This window comes from Halodesulfovibrio spirochaetisodalis (assembly GCF_001672295.1).
GTDB classification, from domain to species: domain Bacteria; phylum Desulfobacterota; class Desulfovibrionia; order Desulfovibrionales; family Desulfovibrionaceae; genus Halodesulfovibrio; species Halodesulfovibrio spirochaetisodalis.
The window spans coordinates 222,760-241,217 of sequence record NZ_JXMS01000001.1; the positions used below are offsets into that span (position 1 = coordinate 222,760).

The 18,458-nt window shown below is 46.8% G+C and carries 13 protein-coding genes and 6 tRNA genes; 14 read left to right on the top strand and 5 right to left on the bottom strand.

The features are described 5' to 3' along the window. Positions 1-17: 17 nt before the first annotated feature. Positions 18-1,379, bottom strand: coding sequence for an ATP-dependent 6-phosphofructokinase (locus SP90_RS01060; protein ID WP_066851680.1), 1,362 nt, complete (start codon positions 1,377-1,379; stop codon positions 18-20). A gap of 381 nt (positions 1,380-1,760) precedes the next feature. Here SP90_RS01060 and pdxA point away from each other — a divergent pair, with 381 nt between their 5' ends. From pdxA to SP90_RS01075, 3 genes are all read left to right on the top strand, one after another. Further along, the gene (gene pdxA, locus SP90_RS01065; protein ID WP_066851685.1) at positions 1,761-2,768 is read left to right on the top strand and encodes a 4-hydroxythreonine-4-phosphate dehydrogenase PdxA; all 1,008 of its coding nucleotides are present in this window, start codon (positions 1,761-1,763) and stop codon (positions 2,766-2,768) included. Between the two features lie 110 nt (positions 2,769-2,878). Then, on the top strand, positions 2,879-4,567 hold the full coding sequence (locus tag SP90_RS01070) for a hydantoinase/oxoprolinase family protein (protein ID WP_066851687.1): 1,689 nt from the start codon (positions 2,879-2,881) through the stop codon (positions 4,565-4,567). Next, positions 4,552-5,682: a glycoside hydrolase family 3 protein gene (locus SP90_RS01075; RefSeq protein ID WP_066851688.1), complete on the top strand. Its 1,131-nt coding sequence runs from the start codon at positions 4,552-4,554 to the stop codon at positions 5,680-5,682. The genes SP90_RS01070 and SP90_RS01075 overlap by 16 nt, the downstream gene beginning before the upstream one ends. Before the next feature lie 285 nt (positions 5,683-5,967). On the opposite strand, the gene SP90_RS01080 is transcribed toward SP90_RS01075, so the two are convergent. Then, the gene (locus SP90_RS01080; RefSeq protein ID WP_066851690.1) at positions 5,968-6,642 is read right to left on the bottom strand and encodes a TVP38/TMEM64 family protein; all 675 of its coding nucleotides are present in this window, start codon (positions 6,640-6,642) and stop codon (positions 5,968-5,970) included. 96 nt (positions 6,643-6,738) lie between these two features. Beyond that, positions 6,739-7,464, bottom strand: a complete 726-nt coding sequence (locus SP90_RS01085) for a glycosyltransferase family 2 protein (RefSeq protein ID WP_066851692.1) — start codon at positions 7,462-7,464, stop codon at positions 6,739-6,741. A 158-nt stretch (positions 7,465-7,622) separates the two neighbouring features. On the opposite strand from SP90_RS01085, the gene SP90_RS01090 reads away from it, so the two are divergent. The 11 genes from SP90_RS01090 to SP90_RS01140 all read left to right on the top strand — a co-directional run bounded on the left by SP90_RS01090 (position 7,623) and on the right by SP90_RS01140 (position 16,020). Continuing rightward, positions 7,623-7,699: transfer RNA gene (locus SP90_RS01090), tRNA-Met, on the top strand. A gap of 13 nt (positions 7,700-7,712) precedes the next feature. Next, positions 7,713-7,789, top strand: a tRNA-Trp gene (locus SP90_RS01095). A 160-nt stretch (positions 7,790-7,949) separates the two neighbouring features. Further along, a tRNA-Met gene (locus SP90_RS01100) sits at positions 7,950-8,026 on the top strand. A 13-nt stretch (positions 8,027-8,039) separates the two neighbouring features. Next, positions 8,040-8,116: transfer RNA gene (locus SP90_RS01105), tRNA-Trp, on the top strand. A 126-nt stretch (positions 8,117-8,242) separates the two neighbouring features. Then, positions 8,243-8,319 (top strand) — tRNA-Met (locus SP90_RS01110). Between the two features lie 122 nt (positions 8,320-8,441). Next, a tRNA-Met gene (locus SP90_RS01115) sits at positions 8,442-8,518 on the top strand. A 400-nt stretch (positions 8,519-8,918) separates the two neighbouring features. Next, a complete protein-coding gene (gene ilvB / locus SP90_RS01120; protein WP_066851694.1) occupies positions 8,919-10,595 on the top strand; it encodes an acetolactate synthase large subunit in 1,677 nt (558 codons plus the stop codon). Continuing rightward, positions 10,588-10,887, top strand: a complete 300-nt coding sequence (ilvN, locus tag SP90_RS01125) for an acetolactate synthase small subunit (RefSeq protein WP_066851701.1) — start codon at positions 10,588-10,590, stop codon at positions 10,885-10,887. Before ilvB ends, ilvN begins: the two co-directional genes overlap by 8 nt. A 194-nt stretch (positions 10,888-11,081) precedes the next feature. Beyond that, on the top strand, positions 11,082-13,160 hold the full coding sequence (locus tag SP90_RS01130; RefSeq protein ID WP_066851702.1) for a hypothetical protein: 2,079 nt from the start codon (positions 11,082-11,084) through the stop codon (positions 13,158-13,160). Between the two features lie 53 nt (positions 13,161-13,213). Then, entirely contained in the window at positions 13,214-14,218 is a 1,005-nt protein-coding gene (locus SP90_RS01135) for a glycosyltransferase family 9 protein (protein WP_066851703.1), read from the top strand. Positions 14,219-14,397: 179 nt separating this feature from the next. Further along, the gene (locus SP90_RS01140) at positions 14,398-16,020 is read left to right on the top strand and encodes a sensor domain-containing diguanylate cyclase (RefSeq protein ID WP_066851704.1); all 1,623 of its coding nucleotides are present in this window, start codon (positions 14,398-14,400) and stop codon (positions 16,018-16,020) included. Positions 16,021-16,045: 25 nt separating this feature from the next. Here SP90_RS01140 and nadD read toward each other — a convergent pair whose 3' ends face one another. Beyond that, positions 16,046-16,729 (bottom strand): nicotinate-nucleotide adenylyltransferase, encoded by a 684-nt coding sequence (nadD, locus tag SP90_RS01145; RefSeq protein ID WP_066851709.1) that lies wholly within the window; start codon positions 16,727-16,729, stop codon positions 16,046-16,048. Positions 16,730-17,176: 447 nt separating this feature from the next. Beyond that, positions 17,177-18,439, bottom strand: a complete 1,263-nt coding sequence (locus SP90_RS01150) for a glutamate-5-semialdehyde dehydrogenase (RefSeq protein WP_066851711.1) — start codon at positions 18,437-18,439, stop codon at positions 17,177-17,179. Positions 18,440-18,458 lie beyond the last annotated feature (19 nt).

Genomic DNA, 18,458 nt, shown 5'->3' on the forward strand with positions numbered 1-18,458 from the left:
ACAACAGACAAGACGCACTATACGTCTTCAAAGTCCTCGGATTCGGTGCGAGGCTTGTCTCTGTAGTCGACTAGAGTAGATTGTCCTGTGGATTCCATAACCGCGCGCCAGTAGTCGGACTGAGTGTTCAGCCTGCGGCGTTTGCGGGTTACGAGACGTAATGGAAGATGTACGAATCTGTCCATAAGTTTTGATACAACCATCGCAGTTTTTCCTGCCATGGCTGCATGGACAGCGTTTTGTCCCAAGAAGCCGCAGTATACCCGATCATTCGCATTGGCCGGAACTGAACGGATAATATAGCTCGGATCAATAAGCTTGATTGTATACGGGATGTCGCGTTCAGTCATGTAGCTATGAATTTCCTTTTTCAGGAAACTCATAATGTCACCAAGAACCTTGTTACCGGATGCGTCTTTTAAGTTTGTGTCAGAAACAAGGTGCTGTCCTGCGCCTTCAGCCACAACAATAACTGCATGACGACGGGTCAGCAGACGTTCCTCAAGATTTTCAAGCAGTCCACCTTCGCCGTACAGGGCAAATTCCTTTTCAGGAATGAGCACAAAATTGACTTCTTTCAGGGAAAGCGAAGCGTGTGCGGCAATGAAGCCGGATTCACGTCCCATCAGTTTGACCAAGCCGATTCCGTTCATGGAACCTTGTGCTTCTGTGTGAGCACATTGAATTGCTTCTGTGGCTTTATCTACAGCCGTTTCAAAGCCGAATGTCTGCGGAATAAAATCAATGTCGTTATCAATGGTTTTCGGGACACCGATAACGGAAATTTTCAGATTACGTTTTGTTACCTCGTCCACAATTGCGTTGGCAGCTTTCATGGTGCCGTCACCGCCGATCATGAATAAACAGCTGACATTCAGGCGTTCGAGCGCATCAACGATTTGCTCTGTGGACTGCGGACCTCGGGATGAACCAAGAATAGTACCGCCGAGCAGGTGGATGTTGGAAACCATCTGCGGGGTAAGTTCAACCACTTCATGCCCGTATTCAGGAATAAAGCCTTCAAGACCATATTTGATGCCGAGCACACTGCTGACGTGGTAGTTGTGGAATGCTGCCATGACAATGGAGCGGATAACCTCGTTGATTCCCGGGCAAAGGCCGCCGCAGGTAACAATGGCACATTTGGTCTTGGGGGTATCAAAAAAGACGTGCTCGCGAGGACCGGCTTTTTCAAAGCAGAGCGGGATCGGTTCGTCGGTGATTTCTTCGTGAAGTTCGTTGTCCAGATAGAAATCAACACCGCGGTCGTCTGTTTCAAATCGGCAAGCAGCGAGTGGAGAAGGGATTTTAGGGCTTCCCAGAGTCGGAATCTCAGTAGAAATATGTAAATCTTTATAACGTGCGCGCTTTTCGGGCATGTGGATGCTCCTTGCATAAATGGCGGATTGGTCTTGAACAGTATGTCTTATTGAAGACCATAATGTACAGTGTGTTTTTTGTTAGGGCAAATTCCAAAGGGGAACATATTGGTGACAAACCTGTGTATTGGTGCATCATGGTTATACACATAGGTAGGCATTAGCGGAGTAGCTTTGGGTATCCTGTTGTGATTTGAGTGTGTTGAATGAGTTGTAGGCTGAACTTACTGAATAATTTATAAAAACAGGATGGTTCTGGACAGCCGGAAGGAAAGCGCCTAATTTTATCCCGCATTTCAGAATGTGGCCGTTATGTACTGCCCTGTTCTGACTTGGTAAGACATTGTCATATAATGACTACATACGTAATTCGAGTTTGTTATGCCAAAGAAAACGCTTCTCATTACACTTGGTGATGCAAATGGACTGGGGCCGGAACTGGCCTGCCGTCTGTTTGGTGAAGATATCTTCATTGCCGCGAAGCGCCCGATTATTATGATTGGTTCAGCTGCTTCGTTACTGGCACATACCGAGCGACTTAATATGGACCCGTTCTGGGAGACTATTGAGTCTCCGCGCGACATTAAGACAAAGGCATACGGTGTGTACTTGTATGAACCCGCGTCTATTCGCGATACTCCTGTTACTGTTGGTAAAGTTACAAAAGAAGGCGGTTTTATAGCGGGCGAATCACTCAAAGCTGCGTGTCAGTGCATTACCGACGGTATTGCCACAGGCATGGTAACATTGCCGTTGCACAAGGCAATGTTGCAGGAAGCTGGTTTTGATTTTCCTGGACATACTGAATTTTTAGCCCGTTATGCTGGGTTGAAATCTGATGAAGTCTGCATGCATTTGTGCGGTGAAATACTCCGTGTAAGTCTGGTGACGACGCACCCTCCGCTTCGTGATGTGGCAGATATGATTACAGAGGAACGTCTGCTGCGTACTTTCAGGCTTACAGATGAATTTATGAAGCAGATAGGGCACGGGGAGAGACCTGTTGCAGTGTGTGGATTGAATCCTCACGCCGGAGAGTCCGGTAAAATCGGAACTGAAGATAGAGATATTATCGCTCCCGCAGTGCTCAAGGCACAGGAAGCGGGCATGAATATAGAAGGGCCGTTCCCTGCTGACACGTTGTTTCACAAAGCTGCGCGTGGAGTATATTCCTCTGTTGTAGCTATGTACCATGATCAGGGGCTTGCTCCGCTTAAGTTGCTTCACTTTTCAGAAGCGGTTAACGTAACGCTCGGGTTGCCGTTCGTGCGTACTTCCGTAGACCACGGAACCGGATTTGATATTGTGGGTAAGGATATTGCTCACACAAACAGCTTCAGAGAAGCTATCCGGCTTGCCATTTTGATGCTGGAAGGCGACGAGCTTTAATATTTGTTTTTATCAACAAGTATAACAGGGCAGACAATGACAGTTTACTTGGCATTGTCTGCCTTTTTTGCATACACTGAACACTGTATAAAACATAACAGGAGGAAACCATGCTTATTGGTATTGATGTCGGTGGTACGCACACCGACGCAGTGGCCGTTGAGAGTGGGAATGTGGTTGCCTCCGGAAAAGTGCCTACAGTGCATGATGATCTGTTATCGTCGGTACTGGGCGCACTGGAGATAGTACTTGAGGCTGTTTCACCCGAAGATGTGACTCGCCTTAATCTGTCCACGACTCTTTCTACCAATGCCATTGTTGAAGGACGCACTGATGAAGTCGGTGTGATTGTTTCCTCAGGGCCGGGCATTGATCCATATAATTTTCAAACCGGTAAATTTTATTTTCCTGTATCCGGTTCAATTGACCACAGGGGGGAAGAAGTCGCTCCTGTTTCAGATGCTGAAGTTTCAGATGCTGTTGATACTTGCGTTGCGGCGGGTGTTACTGCGTATGCGGCAGTGAGCAAATTTTCTACACGTAACCCTGCACATGAAGAGCGTATTGCAGACGCACTTGCAGGAAAAAGTGACGTAATTTCTCTTGGGCATCGTTTTTCCGGTCAGCTGGATTTTCCCCGCCGTATTGCAACGGCGTATTATAACTCGGCTGTATGGCGCCTCTATAATACTTTTGCCGATGCGGTAGAGGCTGGAGTTCGTGCAAAAGGCATTGCTGCCCCTGTTTCTATTTTAAAAGCAGATGGTGGCACCATGCCGTTGGAGCGCTCCCGTGAATTGCCTGTTGAGTCCATTTTATCTGGCCCTGCGGCAAGCGTTATGGGGGTACTTGCCCAGCGGGAAGCTGCGGCTCTTGAAGAAGACAAGGAAGGCGATACGCTTATTCTGGATATCGGCGGTACTACAACAGATATCGCGTTGCTGGTTGCCGGTACTCCGCTTGTGGAAAAGGATGGCATTGCCGTCGGGAGCTTCCCAACTCTTGTGCGGGCACTGAAAACCCGCTCCATTGGTGTTGGTGGAGATTCTGCCCTGCAGTATTCAGCAGGAGCAGTGCGTGTCGGGCCGGAGCGAAAGGGCGTGTGTATGGCTGAAGGTGGAAGTTCTCCAGCACTTATGGACGCGCTTATTTACTGTGGTCATGCCTCGTTCGGTAATGTGGAAGCAAGCAGGCAGGGGATTGAAGCTCTTGCTGCAGAGTGTGGTCAGGAACCGCATGCATTTGCTTCGGCTGCCATTAACCTTGCTGTGACAACAATATCACAAGCTGTGCACGATTTTATCGCAGAAGTGAACAGTACTCCCGTGTATACTATTCGGGAAATGTTGCATGGAAACGATGTGTTACCGGATCAGGTGAGCATTATGGGCGGGCCTGCTGAAGCGTTCAGAACGTTACTGGCAGATGCGCTGGAAATGTCTGTACAGACAGTGCCGCAATTTGCCGTAGCAAATGCTATTGGTGCGGCAGTAACCAGACCCACATTTGAGCTGGAGCTTTTTGCAGATACAGAAGCACAGATTCTTTTTATCCCTGTCATGGGTGAACGGCGCAGCGTTCCTTCAAGTTATTCATTACTTGATGCCGTATTGGACGCAAAAGAAGCGTTGGTTACCTATTTTGCTCGACGAGACATTGTTGTTGAGGTTGACGACATACAAGTTACTGAGAAGCAATCATTCAATATGGTCGGGGATTATGGAACTGTGGGCAAAAATATTCGTGTGAAATGTCAGATAACACCAGGAGTTGAAATAGAAGTATGCGAAAAATTCTAGCGTACTGTGTCTTGTTTCTGATGATTGCAACGCACTGCGTTGCTGAAGATACAGCTCAGGAAGTTTCCCTGAAAACAATGGTCGGCCAGATGGTTATGGTCGGATTCAGAGGAGAAGGGGCAACAACTGCGCAAGCTGTGCTGCGTGATATTAAACAGCACGGAATTGGTGGTGTTATTTTATTTGAGAAAGATTACCTGCGCCCGCAGGCCGTCCGTAATATTTTAAGCAAGGAACAGGTTCGCGAACTTGTTGCTGCGTTACAGGAGCATTCAGAAATTCCTCTGTTTGTTGCTGTTGATCAGGAAGGCGGGTATGTGGCTCGCTTTAAGCCTGCCCACGGGTTTAACGGAACTCCCTCGGCTCAGCTTCTGGGGAAAAAGCCTGTGAACGAAACGTTTGCAGCAGGGGAAAAGACCGGATCATACTTGAAGGACGTCGGGGTAAATATGAATTTTGCTCCGGTGCTGGATGTAAATGTGAATCCAGAGTGTCCTGTAATCGGTGCCATAGAGCGCAGTTTTAGTGATGACCCTTCCAAGGTGGCAACCTACGCACACGCCTTTGCCCAAGGAATGGGGCGGTATGGCGTGATTGCCGGATATAAGCATTTTCCCGGACACGGCAGTTCCTTGGAAGATTCTCATAACGGACTGCCTGACATCTCGCAGACATGGTCCAGTTCAGAGCTCCTCCCATATTCAGAGTTGATTGGCACCGAGCCTGCGCATGTTGTTATGGTAGGGCATTTGTATAATAAAAAAATTGACGAGAATTGCCCCGCTTCACTGTCCTATGCAGTTGTTACAGATATTCTTCGTAAGCAGCTCAAGTTTTCTGGAGTTGTGGTGACTGATGATTTGCAGATGGAAGCCATTACTAATGAATATTCTATTGAAGATGCTGCGATAAAAGCTGTAAAGGCAGGAAGCGATATTGTGCTTGTGGGCAATAATATTGAGTATGACCCTGACGTGGTATGCAAGATTGTGACGGCGCTGACGTGGGCTGTACACAATGGTGAGATCTCACTGGAGCGCGTTCAGGAGTCATACAACCGTATTATCCGGCTCAAACGTAATGCAGGGTTACTGGTTCCCGACGTTATACAGTAATATCTACATGTAAGTGTAGAAGCCGTTATACATCTGCTTTTGACTGGCGGCTTGTACCTGCTGGGAAGCGGGCTACTTTTTATAAGTAAAAGAAAGGGTGGAGTTACGTAACTCCACCCTTTTTTATGCTTTATAGCGAGGTGTTGCGTTTTGTGGTCGGCCTGTATGCTGCAACTAGCATTGATTCGTGAAAGACATGACAGTCAGGCTAAAAGCCGTTGTGCAGGTCTGTTACCGTAAGATGAAAAAGATCAACAGGCCGATATTTATTAGGTTTTGCAGGTGCTATGCGTCCTGCTCAAATTGTGCTGAGAGTGTGCGGTATTTCTTATATAACCGTACACCCAGAGCGGAAGAAAGAATAAACAATACGGCACTTACACTTGTGCGGAGTACTGGCTCTACTGTTACGCCGCTCCCCAACAGGGAAAATATGAGCGTTTGCGGCATGTAGCCCAATGAAGAACCGGCTACAAACGGTAGTGGGCGAATGCTGCTTACTCCCGCAACAACATTGGTAGCGAGGTTACTGCCTACCGGAAGCAGGCGGACAATAATAGCTGTCTGGAACGGGGCGTTTTGTAAAAAGCTGTTGATACCGTTCAGATGGTGTGGAAATCTTCGGTTAATTGTCTCCCGCCCGAGAAATCGTGCAATCCAGAAGCAACAGATGCAGCCGAGTGTAACAGCAGTAATGGCGGCTAAAAAGCCGTGTACGGCACCAAAGGCGTAGCCTGCACAAAACGCAGAAAGTTGCCTTGGGATTCCCATTCCTGTGAGCATAGCTGCAAGCCCGATGAATAACAGTACGCCCTGAATTCCGGTATTTCGGATATGTGTATCGACCCACTCAGGTTCAAGAACCTCAGCAATGCCGAGCTTACGCAGTGTAAGTACAATAGCAACCAGCAGCCCGATGAGCGCAAGGTTGATAAAAAGTTTTTTTTGATTTGAAGGCATAGTTTTCCCTGCATTGATGAAGCCAATCATCAAGCAGTTGGTCTTGGAATATATCGTTTAAGCGCAACCTTAAGTGACTGCGCGTGAATACATACGTTATACGTTACGGTCTTTAATAGAGTAGCGGAAATGACGGCTCTGCATCCAGCGGATTGCAAGCAGGTCGAGGATAGTCGCTTTAGCTCTGTCGAGAATGCCGTACTTGGACTCACCATGCTGGCGATGTCTGTGGTTTACCGGTACTTCAGATACAGTAGCGCCCTGCATTTTCATGAGAGTAGGGAGAAAGCGGTGCATACCGGTGAGCATTGGGATTTGCTGAACCATTTCTGTATTCATGACTTTCAGCGAGCAACCAGTATCTTTTACGGTTTCGCGGCTCAATTTGTTACGAATTGCGTTTCCGATTTTGGATGCAACTTTTTTCTGCAATGTGTCCTGACGCTTATGACGCCAGCCGATAACCATTGTGTATCCCTGCTCGTACTCACGAAGAAGTGCCGGAATGTCGGCCGGATCATTTTGCAGGTCAGCATCAATGGTGATGACTACGTCTGTTTCAGCAGCATCAAAGCCTGCTTTGAAGGCTGCGGACTGTCCGCAGTTGTGTTCAAAAGCAAGGTATTTTGCTTCAGGGTGTTCTTCGCATAATGTGTGAATTACCTTAAGGCTGTTGTCAGAACTTCCGTCATCAACAAAAATTACTTGCCATTCTTTGTCGATCGGAGAGAGCGCTTTTTTTATTTCACCGAAGAGTAACGGGATGTTATCTTCTTCGTTGAACACTGGTACAACTATAGATAAGGAATTAATATTTGTCATGGGCATGGTATAAGGCCATTGGTGCTGCTTGTAAATACGCAGATAACATATTCCGCATGGCAGTTTGATGGTATTGTTTAATTGCGTAAAAAATAAAATTAATTGCAAACGCAGGTTGACAGTGGGAGCGAATAGGCATAGAAGCTCTCTCACGATGACGCGGGGTGGAGCAGCTCGGTAGCTCGTCGGGCTCATAACCCGAAGGCCGCAGGTTCAAATCCTGTCCCCGCTACCAATAAAATCGATACAGGGGTATAGTTCCAACGGCTAGAACGCCGGTCTCCAAAACCGGATGTTGGGAGTTCGAATCTCTCTACCCCTGCCATTTCTTTTTTCAGTATAGACTCTTTATTTTGTACCATACTGAGGCTGGTGTAAATGGCACACTGAAATATATAGATTCAGGTAGGTTCTGAATCTTTTTTTATGGCTTCAAAATATGACTGCTCGCCAGAACAGACATATCAGAAGAACATAAACGATGACGCGGGGTGGAGCAGCTCGGTAGCTCGTCGGGCTCATAACCCGAAGGTCGCAGGTTCAAATCCTGTCCCCGCTACCAATATTATCGATGCAGGGGTATAGTTCCAACGGCTAGAACGCCGGTCTCCAAAACCGGATGTTGGGAGTTCGAATCTCTCTACCCCTGCCATTATCCTACCGTGCAACATTGTTTGCTGATGGTGGATAACCAGAACATATACGATACGTCTTTAGTGTATTCTGGAGAGTATCTTGGTATAGACCAGTCCCCGAGACTGGCAGATATCTACGATGGCGCGGGGTGGAGCAGCTCGGTAGCTCGTCGGGCTCATAACCCGAAGGCCGCAGGTTCAAATCCTGTCCCCGCTACCAAGAAAGTTCGAGGTTCAGTAGTAATTCTGAGCCTCTTTTTTTGTATCGTATGAAAAGGTAAAAATAATTTTTATTCTTGTTGACGGATGTCCAAGAAGGGCATAGATACTTTCTCACGATGACGCGGGGTGGAGCAGCTCGGTAGCTCGTCGGGCTCATAACCCGAAGGCCGCAGGTTCAAATCCTGTCCCCGCTACCAAGACGATTAAAAGGTTCAGAAGTAATTCTGAACCTTTTTTTGTGTCTAATGAAAATGACTAGGTATTGTTTGACTGCTCAACATCCTTAATTTGCTGAATAAAATCTATACGTGTTGACAGTAGAAAAGGATGGGCGTATCACCACTATTAACAAGTTTGTAAAACTATAGAGAGCAATATGTACAACGCAACTTCGACAATTTCTGTAATCGTGGCTGGCAGCGCACTGCTAGTCTCTATTATTATTGTCGTCGTCAACGTCGTGAGAAACGTCGTAGCGTTGTAACGGGTTTTACATACTTACTGAAAAGACTCCGCTAGCGCTTCGGCCCGGCGGATTTTTTTATGATCCAGAACTATCCGCCGGTAATGTAACTATGGATCAGAGCAGGCAAAAAAATGCAAAAAATGACCGGCGCTGAATGTACCGTTCGTCTTTTGGAACGGCAGGGGATTACCACAATAGCAGGTATTCCGGGTGGAACAAACCTGCCGTTGTATGATGCGTTATCTCGTAGTGAAACCATAACGCATATCCTTGCACGGCATGAGCAAGGGGCAGGCTTTATTGCGCAAGGTATGGCGCGAACTACCGGAAAGCCTGCCGTGTGTCTGGCGACATCAGGCCCCGGTGCTACCAATCTGGTAACAGCAATTGCAGATGCAAAGCTGGACTCTGTACCACTGGTATGTATTACAGGGCAGGTGCCGACTCCACTTATCGGTACAGACGCTTTTCAGGAAGTAGACACCTACGGTATGTCTATCCCCATTACAAAGCATAACTTTCTTGTCCGCTCCGCACAGGATTTACTTACGGTAATTCCTGAAGCGTTCAGGATTGCCATGTCTTGCAGACCGGGGCCGGTGCTCGTAGACATTCCACGGGATGTACAGGTTGAAGAAATTGCAGTTGACGCGTTTCCGTTACCTGCAAGTGCTGATGCACCTCCGGTTGTGGCGCAAAGTGACATAGAAAAAGCTGCACAGATGATCAACAGCGCATCCCGCCCTGTTCTGTGGGTCGGTGGCGGTGTTGTAGCTGCACAGGCAGATGCACTTTGTAAAGAAATGGCAGAAACTGCTTCTATGCCTGTAACCATGACGTTAATGGGATTGAGTGTTATTCCCCGTGATCATGAGTTGAATATCGGTATGCTGGGTATGCATGCTGAGCGCTACACAAACATGGCAATGGAAGGTTGTGATTTGATTGTTGCTGCCGGAGTTCGGTTCGATGATCGGGCAACCGGAAAAGTGAATGAGTTTTGTCCTAATGCAAAAGTCATCCATATCGATATTGATCATTGCGAATTGGACAAGTTGCGTTCTGCAAGTCTTGGTATTCTGGGAGATATTAAGGACGTTTTTTCAAAATTGCTTCCAAAAATTGATTCTAAGCCACGAAAAGAGTGGAATGAATATCTTGGCGCGCTTAAAGCGGCTTTTCCTCAACATGCCCCTATGGAGAGCGGTTTTGAGTCTCCGCAAAAATTCATCCGTCTTGTGGGTGAGATTGCAGATGACTCAGCAATCGTAACAACTGATGTTGGAAAGCATCAGATGTGGACAGCGCAGAGCTACCCGTTTACAGGCGGCCGCCAGTGGCTGACTTCAGGCGGATTAGGCACAATGGGGTTTGGTTTACCTGTTGCCATCGGGGCAGCACTTGCTGCACCGGATAAAAAGGTGCTGTGTTTTAGCGGTGACGGTAGTTTGCTTATGAATATTCAAGAGCTTGCAACAGCCGTTGAGCATAATGTGAACATTACTGTTATCCTGTTCAATAACCAGTGCCTTGGGCTTGTGCACCAGCAGCAGGAACTGTTCTTCGAAGGTAATATCTTCTCCTGTGAATATCCAGTTGCATTGGATTACGTTACAATACTTCGCGGGTTCGGCTGGCACGTGTGTGACCTTGCTGAAGACTGCAGCGAAGAGATTGTACGGCAGGCGCTGGCAACAGAAGGCCCTTGTCTTATCCATATGCCGGTAAGCAGAGACGAAAAGGTTTTGCCTATGGTTCCTCCGGGAGCAGCAAACCGCGTAATGATTGGAGGAGACAGCAATGGCTAAGCGTACTGTGCTGGATATTCTGGTAAAAAACCATGCAGGCGTGATGGCTCATATTACAGGGTTGTTTTCACGCCGTGCGTTTAACGTTGAAGCAATCTTATGTCTTCCTGTGGCAGACGGCGCTACAAGCCGTATTTGGCTGCTGGTAAACGAAGACGGACGATTGGAGCAAATGATGCGTCAGATGCGTAAGCTTCAGGATGTGTACGAAGTGGCTGCATGCTCTGAATACACGAGTGTCTTTTCAGATTTGACTTCTGTTATGAATACAGAAATGGAAACCGTAGAATAAATGTAACAAGATAATAGTCTTATTGTTCGAATGCTGCACCCAAAAGCATGCGAGCATTAAAATCCCGTGTATGAGAACCATCATATGCGGGATTTTGTGTTGAGAAGCCTGAAATCCTCTGGAACCTTCTATTTGCCGAAGTTAGAGAACTTGGGTACAAATCTCTCGATGCATTTTTATCTTCGGAGTTTTTTATGCGAATAGGTTTTAAGCTTGTTACCGGCTATGTATTTTTATTAGGCTTCATGGGAGCCCTTGTTTTTTTTGCCATAGACGGTGAACAGCGACTATCCAGACACTATGATGCGCTTGTCCGGCTCTCACGACTGGAAAGCAGCATTGCAATGATACATAAAACTGCACTCTCCGGTGCAGATCATAATGTTCTGCTTTCTCTGAGCACAGAACTTTCCAAAGAGCTTGGAAAGATCAGACCTGCAAAGGGAACAAACGAAGCAGCCGTAATTCGTCGCGCCCAGCTTGCCACCGTGGCATATAAAGAAAAAATGGAAGCAATGAATACGTTGCAATCTGGAATTGATCGTTATCTTGAACTCTCAAAAGAGAACGTGGATAATATTGCATCGGATATTGAGCGGATAGCTGCAATTTTGTCAGACCAACCATCAGCGCTGCTGAGTGCATCGGCACAGACTGCTCATGAAAAACGTGCTGAACGTCTTAAGGCTATGCAGCAAAACGTGCAGAATTTACAGGTGGCGTTGCGCTTGATGGAGGCCACCAGTCATAAAGATGATTACGACACTGCAAAGGAAAATGCCGGGCGTCTTCTGAGGAATGGAGGCGCATTGCGCAAAGGTCTGAGCACTGCGGATAAACCTGTGTTGGATCGGGTTATTGTTGCTGCAAAGAATTTGAATGCCGACTTTATCCAGTTGGGGCAGCTGTATAACAGGGGACGCGAACTTACTGCTGATACTTCATCTGGGCTCAGTAATGTAAACGTTGCGATCAGGCAGCTTTCAGAGGCACAGAGTGAGTCGCTGGCATTTGTTCGTGAATCGTCCATTCTTCCCGGAGTGGTCATCATTGCGGGTGCTGTGATTGTGGCATTGTTATTTTACGTGCTCATTCTGCGTTCAGCAGGTGGTTTTGTTTCTCGAATTAGTCAGATTGTTTCAGGCTTAGCAGCCGGTGAGGAACCACCGTCGTCAGATAATTTGCGGGGTGCATCTCAAATAGAGCTTACGTTGCACGAAGTCTGGAGCAGAGAATTTGAGCAGCGAAAAGCGCTTAAGCAAATTGCCGAAGGCAAAATGGTCGATGACTCTCAAAACCGTCTTGGGCTGGCGGCTTTGAGTCGCGCAGTTAATGAAGCTGAAATTACTCGCAGCAAGATGGAACAAACTCTCAGGGAGAGTCTGCAGGCAGTTAATCTTCCTGCCACAGGAACTGCCTCGGATATGCTGCAGGCATTAAAGACTGGCGTGTATGATGCGTCAACCTCTCTTGCGTCTGTTGCAGAGAAAGTGATGTTGCTTTCGCAATCTGGCAGCAAACTGGAAAACGGATTGTCACAGGCTGCATCACAAAGTGAACAGGCTTTTGCAGGGCTTCATGGCAGTAATACTTTTAACGAAATGGCAACAGCTGTATCTTCCATGCTGAACGGCAACGCACGATCCGGCAGTTCTTTTGAAGAGATACGAGCAAGTTTTGCTGAAATAGAACGTGCCTCCAAGATCATGGGCTGGCAGGTACGCAGCTATGAAGATGTAGCCCGCCATCTCGAGACGCTGGCCATTAATGTCAATGTGGAAGCCGCAAGAGTTGGGGCAGACACAACTGCCATGGGAACCATCGTAGAGGAAATACGGAGTCTTTCTGCTAAGTGTCGCACAGCTGCGGAAGCGAGTGATAACGGGAAGACTCTCAGCTCCAGAGCATTGGATAAGGTTTTCAATGCACTTAATATTCTTGAAACCCAGAGTGATTCTTCTGTTGCCACAGCGGACAAAGATACTGTAAAGCGTGCAGCACAGGTATTGAGCCAGTTGGAAAATATTGAATTGGCGCTTACTTCCATTTTTACCAAAGCAGGCACAGCGTGTTCTGAGTTTGTTACAGAGGTAGAAACTCTCGTCGCAGCTGTGGAGAATGCCTCTGCAACCTCTGCAAAGCTGTCTGAAGAGTTTTCAGAAGAGAGTATGCCTGAAGATACAACTGACGTAACTCAGGCACCGATTGATTTGACTGATCAAGTTATTGAGTTTGATGAAGACGTGGTAACGTTACCTAAACTTGATTTATAATATAGCGTTATCGGAACGCGTTCCGGTAAAGATATTTTATCCAGAGTATATATATGATTGTACCGAATAATTGGTTGGTCATGAGGTTGAGTGCACTTGGCGATGTAGTGCTCACAACCGGAGTGTTGAGCTATCTGCATAAAAAGTATGGATGGCGATTCACGTTTCTTACCTTGGAGCCGTGGGCACCTGTACTGGAGGGACATCCAGCCATTGACCGTATCATATCCATACGGAAAGAAGCGTTGCGTTCCAGTAATGAATATACTTTTTTCAAGCAACTTGCTGAAGAGCATGAAGGAATGGGTCTGCTGGATTTGCATGGTACCATGCGTTCAAGATTTCTTGCATTGTGCTGGAAAGGGGCAGTTCGCAGGTACCCTAAGTTTTCGTTGCAGCGAAGACTGTTCCTTCAGACAGAGGGTAAACTCGGAGGCGAAAAGCTTCTTCGATACAATGTGCCGCAGCGTTATGCGCTTGCAGTAGAAGAAGAGGCACCTTCACGGCTTGAATTGTTGCCGCAAATATTCCTGACTCAGGAAGAGCTTCAGCAGGGGAGATCTGTTTGTGAACGGGTTGCAGCAGACAAACCAGTCGTTGCACTGCATCCGTTTTCAACACACCCTAATAAGGCGTGGGTCAATGACTATTGGCAAGTGCTTGCAGACAAGCTGGTTGAAGCTGGATTACATGTTGCCATTATCGGTGTTGGGGATTCCCCAGTCCCTGAAGGGGACGGGGTAACTGATTTGACCGGAAAAACAACTATCCGCGAAACCTGTGCAGTGCTTCATGCCTCGCGTGCGCTTGTAACAGGTGACTCTGGGCCTATGCACCTTGCAGGTGGCGTGCAGACACCAGTTGTTGCGTTATTCGGACCTACCCACAGGGCTTGGGGGTTTTATCCTGAAGGGTTGTCCGATATTGTGCTTGAAGCAGATGAAGAATGCAGACCTTGCTCTCTTCACGGTAAAAAAGTATGTGATAAAGAACAGATATGCATGCGTTCCATTGATCCTGACAGAGTGCTGCAAAGCGTGCTGTCGCTGTTTTCTTGATTTTGTAAAAAGCTTATTGAGCAATGTATGCGATGTGCATTGCAAAATAGTAATGCTATGCATAGTTAGGCCGATGAGGTCTGTACAGCTCATAACTGAGCTGTTTTTTTCGTAGTCGTTTCAATCGGCTGCTGGGTGGGGGTGCTTTTGTGAGAGTAATGAATAATGGGGAATGTTTCATGGCAGTCACAGGCAGTACAAAAAAAAGTCTTTTGATTCTTGAGCATGATACAGAGGCTGTGCTGGGCAGCATGCAGTATCTCGCCAAAGAAGAATATCAAATTGTTTCGTGTGGGGCATCAGAAGAAGAGTTGCGGTTGGCGTGTAAGGAAAATCCGCACTCTGTTTTTGTTGTAAATGCAGATAATGCCGACACGGTTACCTTTTTATCCAAAATTTTGCATGGGACAGTGCCATTAACTGTTCCAGTCATTTGTTGTGCAGCTAAGCTTGATGATATCGTCTGTGCTCACTTTGAGTCTGCAAAAATTTTTGCATGGATTTCTTTTTCTAGTTCTTCAAAGGTGTTTGAGTGCTCAGTGAATTCTGCACTGGAGTTTAGTTCCGTGCAGGCAAAGCACACCTGTGCCATTGAGAAGTATAAGCTCATTGCTCAGAATATTCCTGAGAGCGTTGTTATGCTTAATGAGGAATGGTGTATTGACTTTGCGAATGAGCACTTGGGTCAGTTGGCAGGAGCTGCGGATCCCTTAGAGGGCAGGCATATTAAGACGTTGCTTGATTCCGAGACATTGATGCGCCTGCAAGCAGTAAGTAGTAGACTGGACGTCAGTGAAAAGCAGAATTTTCAAGGATATGTCGTTACAGTTCATGAAGAGATGGTCCCTGTCTGGTTTTCTGTGAGCAGGATTGCCGAAGGGAATAATCTGCTGTGTGTAATGACGAATCTGGAGGAAAATTTGCAGGCTGAGGCAGCATTGCGTGAAGCTGAAGCAAAATATCGTGCGCTGTATCTCAATGCTGCAGAAGGCATGTTCCGCATTGAAGAGTCCGGACGGATTATTGAGGCAAATCCAGCGTTTAATAGAATTTTCGGATTTGAGGTGCTGGATTGGTCGGCATCGTCACTTTCAAATAATTTTTTAGACCGTTTTGTAAGCGTTGCCGATTTTAGAAACCTCATGGGTGAGGTTCAGACTGTGGGGCGTCAATCCAAGTTTACAGCGCAGTTGTTGCGCAGAGATGGAACACCTATCTGGGGTGAAATTTCTGCCCATTGGAGCGTTGATCCTAAGAATCAGGTTCCGTACGTGGAGGGGATTCTGTCTGATGTGACAGAACGCAGAAGGGCTGAATTAGATTTACAGCACAAGGCTACCCGGGATTGTTTAACCGGTGTGTACAGCCGTGGCTATTTTTATGAAAAGCTGAATTCTATTCTTGCTTGTGCCCGTTATGAAGGAACTAACTTTGCGGTGTTGTATCTGGACTTTAATGACTTTAAGAATGTGAACGATACACATGGACACCATTGCGGTGATATTGTCATTAAAGAGCTCGTTAAGCGGATAGGCACCCATATTCGGGAGCGGGATGTGTTCGGCCGTATTGGCGGTGATGAATTTTGTATTGTTCTCGAGAACGTTCGATCAGTCTCAGATGTGGGAGTGGTTGTAGAGAAGATACATGCCGCAGCAGATGCTCCGATTCAAATTAGTCCGCAGCACGCTGTTAGTGTGGGCTTGAGTGTTGGAGTGGCGTTGTATCCGGAAGACGGGGATACTCCGGATGTTTTATTGCAACGTGCAGATCAGGCAATGTATCTGGAAAAACGCAGCTAATTGCCTGATCCGTTTACTGCCTCTGTTATGAACAGATTCTCTTTTCTCCCCAGCATTCAGTAATGATATCTGCATAGTCGTGCATGATCTTATGGACACTGTCCGGCACAAGATAGGAAATGTCCCGATCTTGCATCCAGCGTTCCCGTATCAGTGTTGCTGATACGTCAATGCGTGGTTGCGGCAGGAAGTATATAGAATTGCTTCCCATAGAGTAGGCTGCTGTAACATTTTCAGCTGGCGGCAACAGTTCCAGTTCCGGCCAGTACTGTGGGCATAATGTATTAAATTCCTCTACATCTGCATCTGAACGGGCAAGGACAATAATATTTGTGTGCTCGATAAGCTCCAGACCTTTGTGCCAGTCTGGAAGGGTCGGCAGATCAATCGAACCCATAATAAAGAAGAGCTCACACTCTCCCTCGTTTTTTTTGTAATGCTGCAGGGTATCGTATGTGTATGACGGCCCTGAGCGTTCTGCTTCAAGCTCATTTACCGAAAAATTCGGGTATCGATTGATTGCTGCGCGAATCATACGGTTGCGCAATTCAAAAGACAAAAGACCCGCTTCCGTTTTGTGCGGTGGTGTCGCACACGGAACAAAATCTACACGATCAAGATTGAAGGTTTCTTCTACCTCAACCGCAGGCCGAATATGCATGATGTGGGTGGGGTTAAACGTACCACCGAGAATTCCAATGCGTTTCATAATCAGCTTGTTTTGTTAGAAGTTGTTTGGAATGTGTTACCAGTTGTCTGCTGTATACCACGCTATAACATAGCGCGCCAAAGAAAAAAAATGCAAATTCACAGTAGTTGCAAATAGTTGGTGAGTATTTGCATGACAGTGTGGTAGTGGATGTTGCTGGTCGATTATACATCATATAACGTATTGTTTCGGAATATCAAAAAAAATATTTCTAAAACTGTTCAGTATGAGTCTGTAGTGCGTCAGGGCGACTCGACAGTACATTGCTACAAGGAGTTGTAGGCACACTGATATTGTAAACACGGTGAGATGTACTGTTTTGTTTGCAACATGATGCTACCTAAGCATTTCATTATGAAATAGTAAAAAAGCCAAACTCGCGCATATTGATAACCATGCTCCGAGTTTGGCTTTTGTGTTTTGTATACTGAGTTTGTCTCAGGTTGCCTACTGGCGAACTTGTCCCTGACCAAAGATAACAAATTTGGTGGTGGTCAGTTCTTTTACGCCCATAGGGCCATAGGAATGCAGTTTAGAAGTACTGATACCGATTTCTGCGCCCAGTCCAAGTTGCCCACCGTCATTGAAGCGGGTGGATGCATTAACTGCGACGCAAGACGCATCAACTTCACGCATAAATGCAAGTGCACGGTTGTAGTCCTGAGTACAAATGATTTCAGTATGGTTGGAACCATATGCGGCAATGTAGTCTTGTGCTTCCTGCATGGAATCAACAATCTTAACCAGCAGGATCAAGTCGTGGTACTCGGTACCAGGATCTGAGTCGGTCATTGCAACAGCATGTTTTCCCAGTAAAGGGAAAGAGGTTGGGCATGCCCGAAACTCAACCTGACGCTTTTCTCCGAGTTCTGCTGTGACCATCGGTAAAAATTCTTCTGCGACGTCTTTATGGACAAGCAAGCCTTCCAGCGCATTACACACACCTGGACGCTGTGTTTTTGCGTTAGCAACGATATCCAACGCTTCAGCAAGATTTGCACTTTTGTCGATAAATGCATGACAGACACCTTCATAGTGCTTGAGCACTGGCATTGTTGCCATTTCAACAACTTTACGGATGAGAGTTTCACCACCGCGCGGAATAATTACATCAATATGTTGTTCAAGTTTGCACATGGCGGCAATTGCTTCGCGGTCTGTTGTTGGTACAACCTGTACACTTTCTTTTGGCAGACCAGCATGCACAAGTGCTTCATGAAGTAATTTCGCAAGCGCAAGGTTGGAATTAATTGCCTCTGAGCCACCGCGCAGGATAATTGCGTTACCGGCTTTCAGGCAAAGAATGCCGGAATCAATGGTAACGTTAGGGCGGGATTCGTAGATCATGGCAATCACGCCAAGAGGAATGCGCATTTTTCCTACAAGCAATCCATTTGGACGCTGCCACTGTGTTTCGATGGCACCAACGGGGTCATCCATCTGGGCAATAAATTTACAAGCTTCAGCCATCTCGGCAATGGTTTGCGGAGTGAGGCGTAACCGGTTGAGACGGGGGGCATCAAGGCCTTTTTCTTCTGCCTTTGCAATATCGATAGCATTGGCAGCCTCAATGTCGGCCTGCTTTTCGAGAATAAGTTCAGAAAGACGCATGAGTGCGTTTGCTTTCATTTCCGGACTTGCTGCTGTGAGCTTTCTGGCAGCTGCAGAAGCTTTTTGTCCCATGTCTTCCAACAGTTGATACGTATCCATATGTCCTCCGGCTGAATAT

Bases quoted from the DNA above. Each gene is read 5' to 3' on its own strand.
- SP90_RS01060 (WP_066851680.1), bottom strand. From the start codon at position 1,379: ATGCCCGAAAAGCGCGCACGTTATAAAGATTTACATATTTCTACTGAG.
- pdxA (WP_066851685.1), top strand. From the start codon at position 1,761: ATGCCAAAGAAAACGCTTCTCATTACACTTGGTGATGCAAATGGACTG.
- SP90_RS01070 (WP_066851687.1), top strand. From the start codon at position 2,879: ATGCTTATTGGTATTGATGTCGGTGGTACGCACACCGACGCAGTGGCC.
- SP90_RS01075 (WP_066851688.1), top strand. From the start codon at position 4,552: ATGCGAAAAATTCTAGCGTACTGTGTCTTGTTTCTGATGATTGCAACG.
- SP90_RS01080 (WP_066851690.1), bottom strand. From the start codon at position 6,642: ATGCCTTCAAATCAAAAAAAACTTTTTATCAACCTTGCGCTCATCGGG.
- SP90_RS01085 (WP_066851692.1), bottom strand. From the start codon at position 7,464: ATGACAAATATTAATTCCTTATCTATAGTTGTACCAGTGTTCAACGAA.
- ilvB (WP_066851694.1), top strand. From the start codon at position 8,919: ATGCAAAAAATGACCGGCGCTGAATGTACCGTTCGTCTTTTGGAACGG.
- ilvN (WP_066851701.1), top strand. From the start codon at position 10,588: ATGGCTAAGCGTACTGTGCTGGATATTCTGGTAAAAAACCATGCAGGC.
- SP90_RS01130 (WP_066851702.1), top strand. From the start codon at position 11,082: ATGCGAATAGGTTTTAAGCTTGTTACCGGCTATGTATTTTTATTAGGC.
- SP90_RS01135 (WP_066851703.1), top strand. From the start codon at position 13,214: ATGATTGTACCGAATAATTGGTTGGTCATGAGGTTGAGTGCACTTGGC.
- SP90_RS01140 (WP_066851704.1), top strand. From the start codon at position 14,398: ATGGCAGTCACAGGCAGTACAAAAAAAAGTCTTTTGATTCTTGAGCAT.
- nadD (WP_066851709.1), bottom strand. From the start codon at position 16,729: ATGAAACGCATTGGAATTCTCGGTGGTACGTTTAACCCCACCCACATC.
- SP90_RS01150 (WP_066851711.1), bottom strand. From the start codon at position 18,439: ATGGATACGTATCAACTGTTGGAAGACATGGGACAAAAAGCTTCTGCA.